Genomic DNA, 16,209 nt, shown 5'->3' on the forward strand with positions numbered 1-16,209 from the left:
GAATAAACAAAGAGACAAGTTTAGCTTACCTGCCACTTATTAGTTAGTTCGTATATTACAATTAGGTTAGCTGTACGAAAAGAGTTCAATCCGAACATGGATCGAACTCTTTTATTTTATGCTGGATCCCAAATATACCAATAATAGCTTTTGTTACTCACTATGTGAATCGAGCCTATATTCTTTAATCTTATTGTATAGTGTTGCTCTGGATATACCAAGCAACTTGGCTGCTGCACTTTTATTTCCATATGTTTTACGTAACGCTTCTTCAATCATGGAAGCTTCTTCATTTGTAGATACACGCTCCTTATATAATGGCGTGTCTTGGCTAGGGATCGCTATAGGACCAGCATGTATAGACTGACTCGAAGTAACCACCTCTCTTGGAAGGTGTTTGAGTGTAATAACATCCTCATCATTTAGCAAGATAAAGCGTTCTACTACATTTCGAAGCTCCCGGACGTTTCCTGGCCAATCATAGTTTATTAATGCAGTCATAACTGTTGGATCAATATTCGGCAGGGGCTTCTTATACTTTATGGTAAATTCCTGCATAAACTTTTGGATTAACTCTACAATATCCTCTATTCGTTCACGCAATGGAGGAATATCGATTTTGATTACAGCTAACTGGTAATAAAGGTCCTTATGAAAAGTTCCCTCTTTTACCATTGTGTCGATTACAGGCGAAGCAGAGGCGATAATACGTGTATGGGCTGTAACTAATTCTGTTCCCCCTATGCGATAAAAGGATTGGTGTTCCAAATAATTGGAAAGTTTTACTTGAATATCAAATGGCATTTGGTCAATGTCTGTAATGAACAGAGTTCCCTGACCTGCTTGTTCCAACTTACCAGACTGTCCCACTTGTTCCTCATCCGTAAAAGCTTTTCTCTGATATCCAAATAATTCTGCTTCTAACAGCCCTGGAGGGACAGAGATACAGTTCACGGATAAAAAAGGCTCATTCTTTCTCGAACTGCTGTAATGGATCGCCTGTGCCAGCATCTCTTTCCCAGATCCAGATTCGCCAGTTAAGAGGACGGGGATATCAGCATAAGTAGTTTTCTGTGCAATTTGTAACACTTGTTGAATTTCTGTACCAGTTCCAATGATAGAAGAGAAAGGATTTTCTGGGTGGACAAGCTGAGGCACCGATGAATACAATTCTTCGTTAAGCCGAACAATTCGAGTAATATCCTGCTCTGTTGCAATTCCTCCGATAATAATATTGTCTTGTATAATTGGAGAAGCGTTGATTAAAACGTGAGTATCACTATCAGGGCGGTGATATGCTTTTCGAACCGGGCGGCCCTCATTTAAAATACGATGTAACACGATATCCTCTACATGGAAGTATTCCCCGATTTTTCGGCCGAGAATATTTTCCCGCTTGATTCCATAAGTCCCTTCTGCAGGGGCGTTCCAACAAATTACTTTCCCTTCTTGATCGACAGCTGTAACAGCATCGTTAACTGTTTCTGCTAATGTGTGAAAATAGGCAGTTACCTTTTTATTTTCAATCTGTAAGTTTTGAATCCACTCGCTGGCAGTTAAAACTCCAATAATATTTTCTTTTTCTTCGTGTTTTATTAGAACCGGGCGTCTCCAATCTATGCTCAATTCAAGAATTTCTGACATTGTAAGAACTGTAGAAGGAATCCATTGCATTTCTTCAAGCCAAAGAATTACAGGCTTTGAATCCGCATCTGATAGGATAAAGTTATATTCACTATTTGTAATCGTATAGTGTCTTTCCCCTGTAATCACAGCAAATTGGTACTGTAGGATCTTGTTTTTTAGTTCTACTAAAGGAGTGTTTGGTTCAATTAAAATAAAGGAGGTTTCCAGATTGATTTGCTCAGTATTCAACATAGTAAATCCCTTCCATATATAGTAGCTACTTTTTTATAATGTATCATATCTGTATAGTATTATCTAGTTAAGTGGCAGTGAAATGAACACGTTAAACAAATGTGTCCAAATTGATATTTATATACCGATTTTTAGTAATCAAGTGTGAAATGATAGAACTCTTTCGATTTGATATTGTAAACCGAAAAATTTCTCAACTTTTGGATAGTTAAACAAAAAGTATAATTCAGAGGTAGTATAATTGGCTAAGGGATATTGCCTTTTTATTGAGAATGAAGATTCATTGCACCCAAACCGGCTTTATTATCAGCTTGAAGTGTGAGTATGATATTACCTTCAGGTGATTTCAACAGAAAGGGAAGTGGTTAACATGACAGAAGAATTAGAAATATTGAAGCTGGAACTAGAAGGAATCATAAATGCCTCAAATGATAACATTGTTGTGACAGATGGACAAGGAATCGTGTTGAGGGCAATTAGAAATTCTGAGGAGATATATGGTGAAGTTTCATCAACTTTAGTGGGAAGGTCGGTTTTCGAACTGGAAAAGGAAAATATTTTTTCTCCATCCGTGACTGCCAGGGTTTTAAAGGAGAAAAAGGAAGTTCAAGTAATGCAAAAGACGAGAACAGGGAAGGTGATAATGGCTACGGGTATTCCAATTTTTGATAAACAAAAAAATATTATTAGAGTGATTAGCTTTTCTCATAATTTAACCGAGATACAAAAGTTAAAGGAGGATTATGAACAGCTTCAGTCTAAAATGAGACGCTATGAATCAGAAATCGAAGAGCTGAGAGGAAAGGAAACAAAAATTGGGGACATAGTTATAAAGTGTAAAACAATGCAGACGGTTTGGGAGCTTGTAAATCGAGTGGCAAGAAGTGATGCAACGGTTGTTTTACTAGGAGAATCCGGAGTTGGGAAAACTGTTTTTGCCCGTGCTTTACATAATAGAGGCGAGCGGAAAAAGGAGCCTTTTATTGAAATCAATTGCGGGGCTATACCAACAAGCTTGTTTGAATCTGAACTATTTGGATATGAGCCTGGTGCTTTTACAGGAGCAAATCATAAAGGAAAAATAGGAATAATTGAATTGGCGCATAAAGGAACACTGTTTCTTGATGAAATTGGGGAGCTGCCTCTTGATATACAAGTTAAGCTTTTAAAAGTACTACAAGAAAAAAGCATAACCAAAATTGGTGGGGGAAGGAGCAAAAAAGTAGACTTCCGGTTAGTGGCAGCTACTAATCAAGACTTAGAATACATGGTGAAGCAAGGAAAGTTCCGAGAGGATCTTTTTTATAGGTTAAATGTAGTTCCAATTCATATCCCTTCTTTACGGAAGAGAAAAGAGGATATTTATCAACTTATAGAGCATTTTTTATCAAAGTTTAACCGAAAGTATCAAACAAATAAATTTTTTCATTCAGCTGCGATTGATGCATGTTTAGAATATGAATGGCCCGGGAATGTCAGAGAGCTTGAGAATCTTATCGAACGGTTAGTTGTTACTTCGGATACTAATATAATCTATCATGACAATCTTCCCTTTATACAAAAAAATCAGCAGAATAATGATACTGAAGTGGAATGGTCTTCACTAACAGTTTTTGAGGAGCGAGGATTAACGCTGCAGGATGCTTTGGAAGAGGTTGAAAAATGTTGGCTGCTACGTGCTTACCGCCAATGTAAAACAACATATGAAATGGCTGAAACTCTTGGATTAAGTCAAGCAACAGTCGTTCGTCGGTTGAAAAAGTACAATATTAATTCAAAATGAATCAATGAATTCAAAATTGAATTAATTATTGCTAGTTTAATTCAATTTTGAATTCATTTAAATAGATGTAAAGGGAGATTTGCGCTAAAAAAGTTGGCATAGAATTTGCAAGTAATATGAACGAGTAGACTTTTAGAAAGAAGGAGGAATTTTTAAGCTAAAGTTCTTTATAGATATACATGATCGTGCTTTACCTTACTTAGGAAAATAAAATGAACGAAAAAACGGACAATGTTAATTGCATGCTAGTTTTTACATATTAACTTTATTATTAGACCATTTTACCTGAGTATAATGTCAAGCAAATGAAGCGGGTCTGCAACAGCCAGTACTTTGTTTATATATCATAAAAAACTGAACAAAATACTGGCTTTCTTAATCTTAGAAAAGGAAAGGATGTTTATCATGATAAAAGATTTGGATTTGGTTCAAACATTAGCGGAATTGGATAAAAAGCATTTTCTTCATCCTACGTCTCCTATCAAACAGCAGCAGGAACAAGGACCTGCCTTTATTTTTACTGAAGGAAAAGGAGTTCATCTATATGATGTGATGGGAAAATCTGTGATTGACGGAATGTCTTCTCTTTGGAATGTCAATGTTGGTCATGGTAGAGAAGAGATCGGCAAGGTCGCAATGGAGCAAATGTCGAAATTAGCCTTCACTTCTTGTTTTGCCACATTTAGCAATGAACCAGCAATTCGATTGGCATCTAAACTTTCTCAAATAGCTCCTGGGGACTTAAGTGCTACCTTTTTCACTTCAGGAGGATCAGAGTCTAATGATACTGCTTATAAACTTGCTCGGCATTATTGGATTCTAAAAGGACAAGCTGGACGAAAAAAGATTATTTCGAGAACGAAGTCGTATCATGGAGTAGCGATGGGGGCAACGAGTGCAACAGGATTGAAGCCTTTCCGGGATTTTACGAATTCATTAGCTCCGGATTTCTGCTACGTAGAAAATTTCTCTGCTCAGTCTCTACGAGAAGTTATTGAAGCGGAGGGCCCAGAGACGGTTGCTGCGTTTATTGCAGAACCAGTTCAAGGGGCTGGAGGGGTTCATGTAGCCCCAAAAGATTACTTTAAGAAAATTAGAAATATATGTGATGAGTATGGAATCTTATTTATTACAGACGAAGTAATTACTGGGTTTGGAAGAACAGGAAAATACTTTGGGATTGAACATTATGGTGTTGCCCCAGATATGATGTGTTTTGCTAAAGGGGTTACAAGCGGATATGCTCAGTTAGGGGGCGTGATGCTCTCGGAACGAATCCACCAAGAATTAATTGAATTTTCAGAAGGTACACTCTTACACGGTTATACATACAGCGGTCATCCAATGGCTTGCGCCGTTGCTTTGAAAAACCTTGAAATCATTGAACGGGAAAATCTGATTGAAAATGCGGAGATAATGGGGCAAGAAATGCTAAAAGGATTTAAATGGCTGCAGAGTAATCGGAAAATTGTTGGTGAGGTCAGAGGGCTTGGTTTAATGGGGGGCATTGAAATTGTAAAAGAGCAAAAATTTTCAACTCCTATAGCTCCTCTTATTGTTTCAGAAGCTGCAAAACGCGGTCTTATTTGTAGGTCAGTTACGTTTGATGGTCAAGATACGCTTGTATTTGCGCCTCCATTAACAATAAGCAAAACTGAATTAGACCAAATGATTGATATCCTTCATGATTCTATTCTAGCTTTTGAGTAAACATCATCTCTAGTGCAAAGCGTTTAATAGAAACAAAGAGTCGTTCATTTATTACAAGCATTTTCAGGCTTTGCCACCCTGAAGAAACCGAAGGCATGAAATTTACTGGTTTTTATGCTATTGTCCTTTACTTTTACATCATTTTTGCTTTAGCAATGCTGCTTACTATTGCCATTTCCCACTTCCGATTGCGAAATAAAATGGAAAAGGAAAATCGTCAAGTTTTAAAAATGAAAATGTGGCTGTTTCCTTACTTAACATATGTAACAATCTTTGGAATTGTAGTTTTTCTAATTTCAATGGCTTCTATCGATTCAATGCGTTCTCAACTCGTTTTAACGATGCTGATCACGGCATTGCATAGAAAGAAGGTGTTGGCGATAGAGACAAGTTGTTCAATATTTACAGTATGCATGGCGTAGAGTGTAAACATGCTGAAATGGATAGCAAACATGAGAAGAAGTGCCCGAGACGGAACATTGTTGCCATTTTTAAAGGAAAGTCATGACGGCAGTACTCCGTTTTTTGCTTGATCATAGATGAGTCCTGTTACAGCACTGATAATGAGCAATACGGTACTGATGCATAAGGAAATGGTAATGGTAGAAATAAAAGCGGTGTTGCCATCGGTCCCGGGCTTCCTCCAGATGAACAACTAGAGCAGTATATTTCCAAGATTCTAGCTGAGGAAATTCCAGTGATTTTAGATGCAGGGGCGTTAAGCAAACGAACGTATGAAAAACGGACAGATCCTGTTATTCTGACGCCTCATCCAGGAGAATTCAGCCGTTTAACCGGCTTGCCGACGGCTAAGATTTAGGAAGTTAGGTAGATGCATTGACTTCCGGTAATTCCATGTTATGTAGGCTGAATAAGTATAGAATATATATAATTTTGATAGTATGTGAATATATTTGTTGTACATCCTGTTGTTTTATATCCATAAAAATAGTACCTCCAAAGTAGACCAAAGATTGATTTTACCACAATAGGTAAGAGCTCTTTCTTTTCTTTGTCTACTTTGTAGATACTATATCAACAGGCCGGGATACTCATTTCATTCGTGTTCTGTACGGAAGCAATCAGTCCCTATTCACTAGATCGAAACGTCCTTGTACAAGCAGCATTGAAGCTATGGGATTGGACAATTGATACAAATGTTCTTCATCTAATATATTGGGAAAGAGTACGTACACTTTTATGGACATCTTTGTATTTACAGATTTTCCGAACGAGAAAGTCTACGTTGGGCGTAGCCCGTCTTTAGACGTGGGATGAAAGTGAGGTCAAATACGGAGCACCACTGATCAACCGAAAAGTTGTGGTGCTTCAAGTATTTGAACATGTTACTATCCTTGTTTGGTTTGGAATATTTCGGTACAATCTCCCTATCGGACAACTTGTCCTTTGAAAACTGAAGATATGAGGTTCTAGCAGGAAAAACGTCTGCTAGGTAAAATCTTCAACGATCTCATTTACAAATCGGTCGTGATCACGTCCGATGCAGAACGATAAGTACATCGAGAGTCTTTTAAGGCTTGTCGAGCGAAGTGCCTGGCTATACGCCATACGTCCATCTACACCAGTGCTTTGATAGAAACTCTTTCTATACAGAAAGATAAGGTGTCGTTGAGAAGTGTAGTAGTACTCTTGAACCCCACTGCTTTAGCGGTGGGAGTTGTCAGATCGTGTTTTTGATATTGTTGTTCAAAACAGATATTTGTTCCCCTCCAATGTGTTTTGAAGAAGAACCTGTACGTGTATGATACATCCATTTATAACTAATTGGAATCATACATAAGCTAATACATGTTGAACTGATTAGCCCGCCTACAACAACAATCCCGAGAGTTTGAGAGATTACCGTATCGGCCTGGGAAGAAAAAGCTAATGGTAGTACTGTCAAAATCGTTGTGAAGGCCGTCGTTAGGATAGGACGTACTCGGGACAGCGTTCCTTGTAAAATAGCTTCTTCTACTACCAGCCCGTTTGCCAAGTTTCTCTCTATTTTATCGACAAGGACAATCCCATTTGTGACGACGATTCCTGTTAACATCATGAATCCAACTAATGCTGCAAGATCCCACTCCATACCAAAGATAAACATCCCTATTACTGATCCGATAAAGGCCAATGGAATACAAATGAGAACTGACAGAGGCGCTTTCCATCCCCGAAAAACGGCACTGACGATTAAGAGAACAAGCAAAATGGAAAAGAATAAAGCAATAGCCATCTCATAAATCATTTCATATACTTGTTGAGGTGCACCCGCGAAGGAATACTTCACGCCCTCAGGTAACGGAATATTCTCAAGGGCACTGTTGACCTGTGTAGTGACTTTTCCGATATCGCTTGAAATGATGTTCGCTGTGACCACTGCATATGGATGCCCATCTTTCTCTTGAATCACCGATGGATCTGAGTTTGGTGTTAGCATTGCAAGTTGATCCAATGAAACATTTTGCCCTTTGTTATTTATAAAAGTTTCCCTACCTAGTAAAGAGAAAATGTCTTGAGAGAGATCTTTACTACTAACATTCGTACCATGCTTTTGTAAATCAGAATGGATTACAATTGGAAACGTATCCTGGTTAATTGAGATTGTACCTGTTGACCCTTCTGCAGTATATTGCTGAATTCGATTTAAAATATCCTCTACCTGAATCCCATTCTTTTCTATCGCCTTCCGATTGAGCGTGATATGATACTGCGTGATATGGTCTTCATTATCTGCCGAACCCTGTACAGCCAGTCCTGGGACCAATTTAAGCTGGTTTACGATTGTTCGAGCCATGGACTCCAGCGTCTCACTATCCGCCCCTGTAATATTGATCTTTAATTGCGAATCATCGCCTGCTATGCTTTGATTCGTAACAGTGTAGACCGCTTTACTTGATAGAGAATTTAATTGTTTCTGCAATTCAAGCATAAAGGCATTTACATCTGTACTGTGCTTAACAGTTATAGATAAATTGGCAATGTTTGGTTGTTGAATCCATCCACCTCCTGCATCAAAAACATCATCAGATTGGGGAGTAAAAGATGAACCGAGCCCTGAAGAAAAGAAGTCCACTTTAGGATTTGTTTTTATTAAATCTTCCAATCTTTTTACTTCTGCATCGACTTCTGTTAATGAAGTATTCTGAGGCATTTCAACTTGAACCGCGATTTGGCCTGCGTTATTTGTTCTTGGTAAAAAATTAACGGGAAGAAAAGCTGCTCCCACCGAAGTAATCAAGAATAATGCAAGAAAGGCGGTAACCATTTTTTTCTTTTGTTGAAACACCCAGATGAGAATTTTATGTGCAAACGGTTCTAGCCGATCGTTGACGGCTATAGGTCTTCCTTTCCAAATCAGGTTATAAAGAACCGGCACAACAAGGATTGAAACAAATAGTGAAATGACCAGTGCAATCACGACAGACCAGGCAAATCCTGAAAAAGCTGAACTCACCATGCCGCCAATTAGTGCAATTGGGATGTAGACAGCAATAGTTGTTGCAGTAGACGCTACAATAGCAGGAATCATTTCGGAAACTGCAGCTGCTAATAGATTCATACTATTTTTTTCTTTTTCCTCATGCACTTTACGGTTCATATTATCAAGTATAACAATCGAGTCATCGACTACCCTGCCCATTGCAACAATCAGTCCAGAAACGGTAAGAATATTTAGACTTATCCCCATCGTTTTTAGTAAACCGGTGGTCGCCAATAAGCAGATTGGCAGTGAAAGAGCTATTAATAGCGTAGAACGAACTGTACGGAAAAAGAGAAATACACAAACCATCGAAAACAAGCAACCTAGCAAGCCCTCTTTTATCAGACCTTTTAAAGATGCATTGACTTGCTCACCCTGATCAAATTGAATGGAAAGTTTTATATCTTTATTTTTCAAGGCGGGAGTATCCTTGATTTTGCTCCTTATTCGGTCGGATACATCCGTAATATTGGATGAAGGGGTTTTTAAAACATCTAACAGAACGCTAGGTTTCCCGTTGGTTCTTGAAATAGTCTGCAGATTCACGATTGCGTTTGAAATGTCCGCTACATCAGAGAGCGGTACGGTTTTCCCATCTCTTGTATGAATAGGAAGCTGGAGTAGATCTTGTTGATTTAATCCCCAACCTGAAACTTGGATAGGAATAGAAATCTGGTTGTCTGATACATTTCCTTCCGCTTCAGTTGCATATTTCTCCTGAAGTGACCGTTTTATGTCGTCTACTGTTAACCCTGCTTTTTTTAGGTCTTCTGTTCGAAGGGTCACAGCATATCCGGCATTTCCACCCCCGGATACTTGTACATCCTGCACTCCTGGAACTGTTTTCAACAAATCTACAACATCTTCTTGAATAGCAGTTCGAAGCGTATTTTCAGTAATATTGTTAGAAGCACTTATCAAACTAATTCTCATCATGGGTAGAGAATGCGTACTAAGACGCGTTACCAAAGGTTTTTGAACACCAACCGGCAGCGAAATCGTTTCTAATGCTTTAGATACCTGTTCCTCCGCATGCCTCATATCATAATTCATTGGAAAATTAAGACTTATTAATGAACCGCCATTAAATGAGTTCGTCTCGACATCTTGAAGACCGTCTACCACCCGTACGGCTTGTTGGATCGGTTTTGTAATCTTTGCTTTTACTTGCTCCGCCTGGTAATTTTCCGCACGTACTGTGACCGTTAGGGTGGAGTTATTAATCTCTGGCAGGTAGTCCCGTTGAATGTGTCGTGCAGACATTCCTCCCCATACTAGTATAAGTGCGATCAAGGTTACAATGAGAACGGCACGTTTCATCATTTCATCTATCAGTCGTTTCATATTATTTTATCCGGGCAGTGATAAACCCGAAAGCGCTCCTCTCTTACTATAGTGGATACAATCTAAACTACTCCTAAAAGTATTCAGAATCCCTAAAAGATCCCAATTGTGCACAGCGCTGATACCCGGCTTAGATAGTATCTTCCATAACAAAAGCTACCCCTTATGGGTAGCTACTTGTTACGTTACCGACTGTCATTTTGCAGCAGGGCATTAGAAAGAGCTATTAGTTATTGTCAGCAGGAGATGGTGCACTGCTTTCAGGTTGCTTCTCCACTTCATCTGGTGTAAGCACCTTCTTTTCACCTGGATACGGTTTGTCAAACCCTTTTGTAGCATACCATACTGAGTGATTTAGCATATTTGCGTTGATTTCATCTGGTGATGCGTGTTTACCAGTTAATTTATCTTTATTCTTGTTGGACCATTCTGTCCACTGTTTCGAAAGTTCCTTTGCTTCTGGTGTTACCTGAGCTGTGTTGGCAAGCGCTGCGGTATTTGCATCCGGTTGTCCGTTTAATGTGTCAAGCGGGATTTGGTTTGGTTCAAATGTATATGGTGTAAGGTCTGGATGATCCGTAAAGAGCTCACTCATAGGTTCTGCCGCTGCATCGTTTTGGTTCATGGCTGGAAGACCGAGAATCTGCTCAATACTGCGAACCATGTTGATAACAGTCCAATAGTGGCTGTTAGTACTTCCTTTTTTCACCCAAGGACTAATCACATAAGCTGGCTCGCGATGACCGTCAACGTGATCTAATCCATTTTGCGCATCATCTTCAGTTACAAAAATGACAGAGTCTTTCCAGTATGGGCTGTGGGAGATTAAGTCAACAATTTTACCAACTGCCAAGTCATTGTCTGCTACCATAGCCTGTGGTGTTGGGGAGCCTGTAGCACTTCCGGCAGTATGGTCATCCATTACCCACATTGTGGTTAGTGCTGGCAGGTCATTATTTTTTACGTGTTGTTCAAATTGCTGCTTAAAAATTTCATATCGATATTGGTCAGGGATATTCGTATCAAACGTCGGGAATGTTTTATGTGTAATTGGTCCAAGGGATGGAATATCATATGTTGCTGAATAGTTGCCAATTGGAACATGAAGATCCCCTTGCTTTTGTCCAGACAGGATTAAGTAATCATTGTACCAATCTGTCCAAGTGCCAAATGGTGCTGAACCGGTAAAACCAGTCGTGTCTTCCCCAAAGTTTTCTACAGATACGCCATGTTTAATGGCTTGATCCCATAAATGGCCGGTAGGTGCATAGGCCATTGGGTCCCCAGCGCCGCCCGGATAGCTGCGGACATTAGCTGAATCTGTTTCTTTATCCTCGTAATCTGTATTCGTTCCTTGCATAACCCATTGGTGTCCACTTGCTGACTGAATACCTGAAACATAGAAATTATCCAATAACGGGTACGTTTCGGCTAGTTTATGGAAGTTCGGGGTCACAGCTCTAGGGAACTGCGTTAAGGCTGGTTCTCCATTCCCTTTTCCTAAGTCGCCAAGCACTTGGTCATACGTGCGGTTTTCTTTAATAATATAGAATACGTGTTTAATAGTAGATGGCTCACCAACTCGCTCTGGCATAGCAACAGGTTGTTTATTGTTACGCGGCGCCGCGTTAAGATTCTTTAAGCCAAACCAGTTATTGTCGGCGTAAACCTGTTTTGTCCCCTTAACAAGATCTTCAGCTGTAGGGAATGGAATCAATGAAAGAGATCCCATTTGTGCATAGGAAGAATGGCCATTTACCGTAATTCCTTGAATTGTTAGATTACGTGCTGGTCCACGGGAACCAATTCCATCCGCATTAGCCACTATGAGATTTTTATTTGCAGAATCCACCGCTATATCGACTGGAAACCAAGCAGTCGGTAAGAGACCTTGCAATTCAGGCGTTTTTTCAGGACCTTGCCAATCATATACAGCAATTGCATTATCGCGGCCGAGGCTTACCATGAGCTTATTATCTACAACCTTTACAGCATTTGGTGCAGATCCCTTTGGTGCATCAGGATATGGTTTAATATCAATCGTTTGAACTACCGTGTTTGTCTTCGTGTCAATAACTGAAACAGTATCACTGTTTGTATTGGTTACGAATATGTACTGACCTGACTGCGTCATACGTTCAGGCTGCATACCCACATCAATGGTTTTTGTAACAGTGTTGGTTGTCAGGTCAACAATGGAAACAGTTCCTGTTGAAGTTGCCCCTGTTTTAGGATCTACTACAACTTGAGTCCCGGAAGAGTCAACCGTCGTGTCTCCAGCTTTAGCTACTCTGCCGCCTTGGTTTGTAACGTATGCTGTATTTCCATCAACTAACACACCCGTTGGGGCATTTTCTACCGCAATTTTGGCAGTGAGTGTACCTGTCTGTGGATCCATAACTCCAAGACTGTTGTCACGGTTAAGGGCTACTAATAGCTGACCTTGTGGTCCCACTGCTAGATCAAGCGGGTTGATATTTCCGCCAACAGCTGCATTTGGAAGAGTATAAGTCTTTTGGATAGCTGGTTTTCCGTCCGCATCAATTGACATTACGACAACCTTACCTTTACCGCCCTTAGAGCCAGTTGCATAAAGTTGACTGCCGTCCTTAGAATAAGCCAATCCCCACATTGTAGTAAGGCCTAAATCGAAATCATTGAGCATTAATTTTCCTGTCGCAAGATCAACGACATTGATACCTTTACCGCCGTAATTATTACGACCAACTATGGTTACAGCTGTTTTTCCGTTTGGATGGACAGCAACAGAAATGGGGTTACCGCCAAATTCAATTTGCTTTCCAGCCGGTGTGATTAATTGGTTAACAGGTGTTTGAACTGAACCATCTGCTTGTTCACCAACTAAATTGCTTCCAAAACCACTTTCCTGTGCAGCATAGACACCAGCGGAACCTATCAGTACAGTACTCAAGGCAATTCCACTAAGCAGTCTTTTTTTGTTTCTGAATTTCTTTTTCAAAATTTCCCCCCCTATTTGTTGGATATGAGAGTAGGTTAGTCTTGATTTATTAACCTAGTATTATGTTAATGTAAATTATATTTTATTTGATTAAATTCATGTATATAGATTCAGTGTTTTGATTTTACTGGTTGGTAGAATAAAAGAATAAGAGACCAGTGGCATTATTAGCTTATATAGCCTTACCCATTCTAGCTTGTGTGCAAAAAACAAAAACATCATGTATGGGGATTACATCTGTTTATTTGGCTATGGAGGGAAAAACTCAAAAGGAAGCAGAAGGGGTTTGCGATTTTCATCGTCAAATAGGATTTACAAATAAATGACAAAATCATCAAGGAAACTTTACATATTGTTGATATCTTTGATTTGTTAATCTAATTAAAAGTAAATCACGTTATGGAGGAGTCAAGGTGAGAAGAGGATTTCGTAATTTTACATTATCTTTGGGGGCATTATCGATTATAGCAACACCTTTGTTTGGTACGTTACCCGTACATGCAGCAGAAGCGAAGGCATCTTCTGCAGAAACAAAAATGTCTTCTGTAGAAGCAAAGACAGCTTCACCAATCAAACATACCATAGTAATTTTTCAGGAGAATCGTACGTTTGATAACTACTTCGGTACCTATCCTTATGCACCTGGATTCAAGCCGCTTAATGGAACGCCTCAGGATGTTAGAAACTTTAAGTATGTCACAGGGAATGTGACTAGAGATGTGAATGGGGCTGTTTACAATCCTGATGTAAATGGAAATCCGATTTACCCTTGGCATGATGCGGGGAAAGCTGATATTCAAGAAACAGATGTAAATCACGGCTATAGTGCGATGATATCCATGGTGGATGGCGGAAAAATGGACAAGTTCTATCAGGTCAATCATGATAGCGGCAAAACAACCGATACGAATGACAAAGGCTTATTATCTATGTCATATTTTGATTACAACGATATTCCGGCCTATTGGCAATACGCTCAACATTATGCTTTAGCGGATAACTATTTCCAACCTGTCTATGGCCCTTCAACACCAGGTGCACTCTATTTAGTAGCGGCACAGTCGGGAAATGGCAGTGAACCGGCGAGCAACACAAACCCTAACTCTCAAATAACTGGTGATCCATCCCCTAAAAATGGTCCATTTGGAGGGGATAGCACGAACGGGCTTACATATAATCTCACCTATCCAAACATTGGGGATGAGTTGAGTGCTACGAACCAATCTTGGGCTTGGTATGCTGGAGGATGGGATGCAGCAAAGGCAGATCCTACTTCGGATGAAGCGAAGAAATATTCACCGCACCACAACCCATTCCAATACTTCCAAAACTATGAGGATGGGAAGTATAGTAACAACCTAAAGGACTACAACAAATTCGCACAGGACATTGCAAGCGGAAATCTTCCTGCCGTTAGCTTTATAAAGGCTGGATATGGGGACGATGAGCATCCTGGTACAGGAAATCAAAGCACACCGTCTGCTGAAGAATTTACAGTAGATACAATTAATGAAATCATGAATAGCCCGTACTGGAAAGATACAGCAATTATTGTCACATATGATGAAGGCGGCGGCTTCTATGACCATGTAGCTCCCAATTCTATTGCTCCGAATAAAGACGGGCTTCTAGGAAATGGACCGCGTATCCCTGCATTAGTGATATCTCCTTATGCTAAGGAGAATTATGTGAGTCACGTTCAATATGATCATTCATCTATTTTAAAGTTCTTAGAGTGGAACTATAAGTTGCCAGCGTTGAACAGTAAGGACGCTACTGCCAATAACATGTTGGACATGTTTGATTTTGATCACCCGAACTTCTTGCCTTACATGTATAACGACGGTGATTTGACTAACCAGTCTGCTAATGGAACTGCTGTAAAAGTGCGGCTAAACAATGCTCTACTAGGAGTGAGTCACGTTGGCGAAGCTCCGTTTGTTGACAGTAAGGGTAACGTTATGGTTCCGTTAGACGATTTTGCCCGTAGCGTGAATGGCTCTGTCACACAAATAAAGGAAAATCGCCTGCTCCTTCAAACAACAGAGAAACAAATTGAATGGAAAGTACAAGGAAATACGGTGTTTGTGGACGGAAAGCCAATTCATTTAGAAACAAATACTTGGAAGAGTCCGACAGGAATTACCTACATTCCTCTTCAGTCTGCAGTCGATATCCTTGGTTGGTCGATGGATACTCAAGGAGATACAGTAACGGTTACAAGCAAATAAAAAATATGCATGATTGAAAAGAGAGTGAACAACAAGACTAAAGAATCCTCATTGTGGGATTGTTGATAAATACCTATTCAAAACAAAAAGAATACAATGAACTGAACCCCAATTGTTAGGCAAAAAATCTAACTATTGGGGTGTTTTTTTTTATGTCAAAACATACTTGGATAGGCTTATATATGATTTTGCTGAAGTATGTTTTCAATCATCTCTACGATCGTCTTATTTGTCGGAACCGTTAAGTAGAGATTTTGACATAATTTCTGAAATCTGGCAGAGCTCTAATGGGTCTACCATGTAGTCACGACTAATGTGAATATTTCGTCGGGCAATCTTTTCAGTGAGTATAGAGCGGGGCAAAATCATTGCTGAGATTCCAGCACTGATTGCGCAAGTAATCAAAGTTGGAAGCAACATGGCAAGTAAGCTGCTATTACTATGAATGTTATACGTTTATTTTCCTTTTATGAAACTTATAATATTATCTTAAATCTCTATACGAATTTATTGTGATGTGCCGCCTTTATTGCTGCTAGTAGTCTTTTTGACACCTTTACTCACATAAGGTTTGGCACTCTTAGCCTTATTAGTTTTGGCCTGCCAGCGATTCCAACCCTTCTTGCCTGTTCCGCTTCCCGTTCCGCTTTTACCTTTTTCCTTAGTCATATAATCACTCCATTATAATTGTATACCTAAGTTTCTCTTGTTTATTAGTCTTTCCTATTGTATGTTACCATAAAACAATTGCAGTAACCTACACTAGATTATAATTATGTGCGAAGATTTGTCACCATGT

At 39.5% G+C, this 16,209-nt stretch carries 8 protein-coding genes and 1 pseudogene; 5 read left to right on the forward strand and 4 right to left on the reverse strand.

Annotated features, from left to right (window positions below):
• Nucleotides 1–153: 153 nt before the first annotated feature.
• Complete coding sequence (locus tag AAHB12_RS04875) at nucleotides 154–1,878, reverse strand: sigma-54 interaction domain-containing protein (protein ID WP_342044498.1); 1,725 nt, start codon at nucleotides 1,876–1,878, stop codon at nucleotides 154–156.
• Nucleotides 1,879–2,248: 370 nt separating this feature from the next.
• On the opposite strand from AAHB12_RS04875, the gene AAHB12_RS04880 reads away from it, so the two are divergent.
• The 4 genes and pseudogenes from AAHB12_RS04880 to AAHB12_RS04895 all read left to right on the forward strand — a co-directional run.
• Nucleotides 2,249–3,661 (forward strand): sigma-54 interaction domain-containing protein, encoded by a 1,413-nt coding sequence (locus AAHB12_RS04880; protein ID WP_342044499.1) that lies wholly within the window; start codon nucleotides 2,249–2,251, stop codon nucleotides 3,659–3,661.
• Nucleotides 3,662–4,066: 405 nt separating this feature from the next.
• Entirely contained in the window at nucleotides 4,067–5,371 is a 1,305-nt protein-coding gene (locus AAHB12_RS04885) for an aminotransferase family protein (RefSeq protein WP_342044500.1), read from the forward strand.
• 95 nt (nucleotides 5,372–5,466) lie between these two features.
• A complete protein-coding gene (locus AAHB12_RS04890) occupies nucleotides 5,467–5,793 on the forward strand; it encodes a hypothetical protein (protein WP_342044501.1) in 327 nt (108 codons plus the stop codon).
• Between the two features lie 197 nt (nucleotides 5,794–5,990).
• Nucleotides 5,991–6,188: pseudogene (locus AAHB12_RS04895) on the forward strand (NAD(P)H-hydrate dehydratase); the annotation flags it as partial.
• A gap of 864 nt (nucleotides 6,189–7,052) precedes the next feature.
• Here AAHB12_RS04895 and AAHB12_RS04900 read toward each other — a convergent pair.
• Nucleotides 7,053–10,199 (reverse strand): efflux RND transporter permease subunit, encoded by a 3,147-nt coding sequence (locus AAHB12_RS04900; RefSeq protein WP_342044502.1) that lies wholly within the window; start codon nucleotides 10,197–10,199, stop codon nucleotides 7,053–7,055.
• Nucleotides 10,200–10,425: 226 nt separating this feature from the next.
• Nucleotides 10,426–13,179 (reverse strand): bifunctional YncE family protein/alkaline phosphatase family protein, encoded by a 2,754-nt coding sequence (locus AAHB12_RS04905; RefSeq protein ID WP_342044503.1) that lies wholly within the window; start codon nucleotides 13,177–13,179, stop codon nucleotides 10,426–10,428.
• A 413-nt stretch (nucleotides 13,180–13,592) separates the two neighbouring features.
• Between AAHB12_RS04905 and AAHB12_RS04910 the strand changes: the two genes are divergently transcribed.
• Nucleotides 13,593–15,410 carry an alkaline phosphatase family protein gene (locus AAHB12_RS04910; protein WP_342044504.1) on the forward strand — a complete coding sequence of 606 codons (1,818 nt, stop codon included), beginning with the start codon at nucleotides 13,593–13,595 and terminating at the stop codon, nucleotides 15,408–15,410.
• A 507-nt stretch (nucleotides 15,411–15,917) separates the two neighbouring features.
• Here the strand turns inward: AAHB12_RS04910 and AAHB12_RS04915 are convergent.
• Nucleotides 15,918–16,079 (reverse strand): DUF3934 family protein, encoded by a 162-nt coding sequence (locus AAHB12_RS04915; protein ID WP_342044505.1) that lies wholly within the window; start codon nucleotides 16,077–16,079, stop codon nucleotides 15,918–15,920.
• Between the last annotated feature and the right edge of the window lie 130 nt (nucleotides 16,080–16,209).

Source organism: Bacillus sp. OTU530, from assembly GCF_038440375.1.

What these genes read in the sequence shown, in the direction of transcription:
- AAHB12_RS04900 (WP_342044502.1), bottom strand. Translation starts at nt 10,199, where the DNA reads ATGAAACGACTGATAGATGAAATGATGAAACGTGCCGTTCTCATTGTA.
- AAHB12_RS04885 (WP_342044500.1), top strand. Translation starts at nt 4,067, where the DNA reads ATGATAAAAGATTTGGATTTGGTTCAAACATTAGCGGAATTGGATAAA.
- AAHB12_RS04880 (WP_342044499.1), top strand. Translation starts at nt 2,249, where the DNA reads ATGACAGAAGAATTAGAAATATTGAAGCTGGAACTAGAAGGAATCATA.
- AAHB12_RS04875 (WP_342044498.1), bottom strand. Translation starts at nt 1,878, where the DNA reads ATGTTGAATACTGAGCAAATCAATCTGGAAACCTCCTTTATTTTAATT.
- AAHB12_RS04890 (WP_342044501.1), top strand. Translation starts at nt 5,467, where the DNA reads ATGAAATTTACTGGTTTTTATGCTATTGTCCTTTACTTTTACATCATT.
- AAHB12_RS04915 (WP_342044505.1), bottom strand. Translation starts at nt 16,079, where the DNA reads ATGACTAAGGAAAAAGGTAAAAGCGGAACGGGAAGCGGAACAGGCAAG.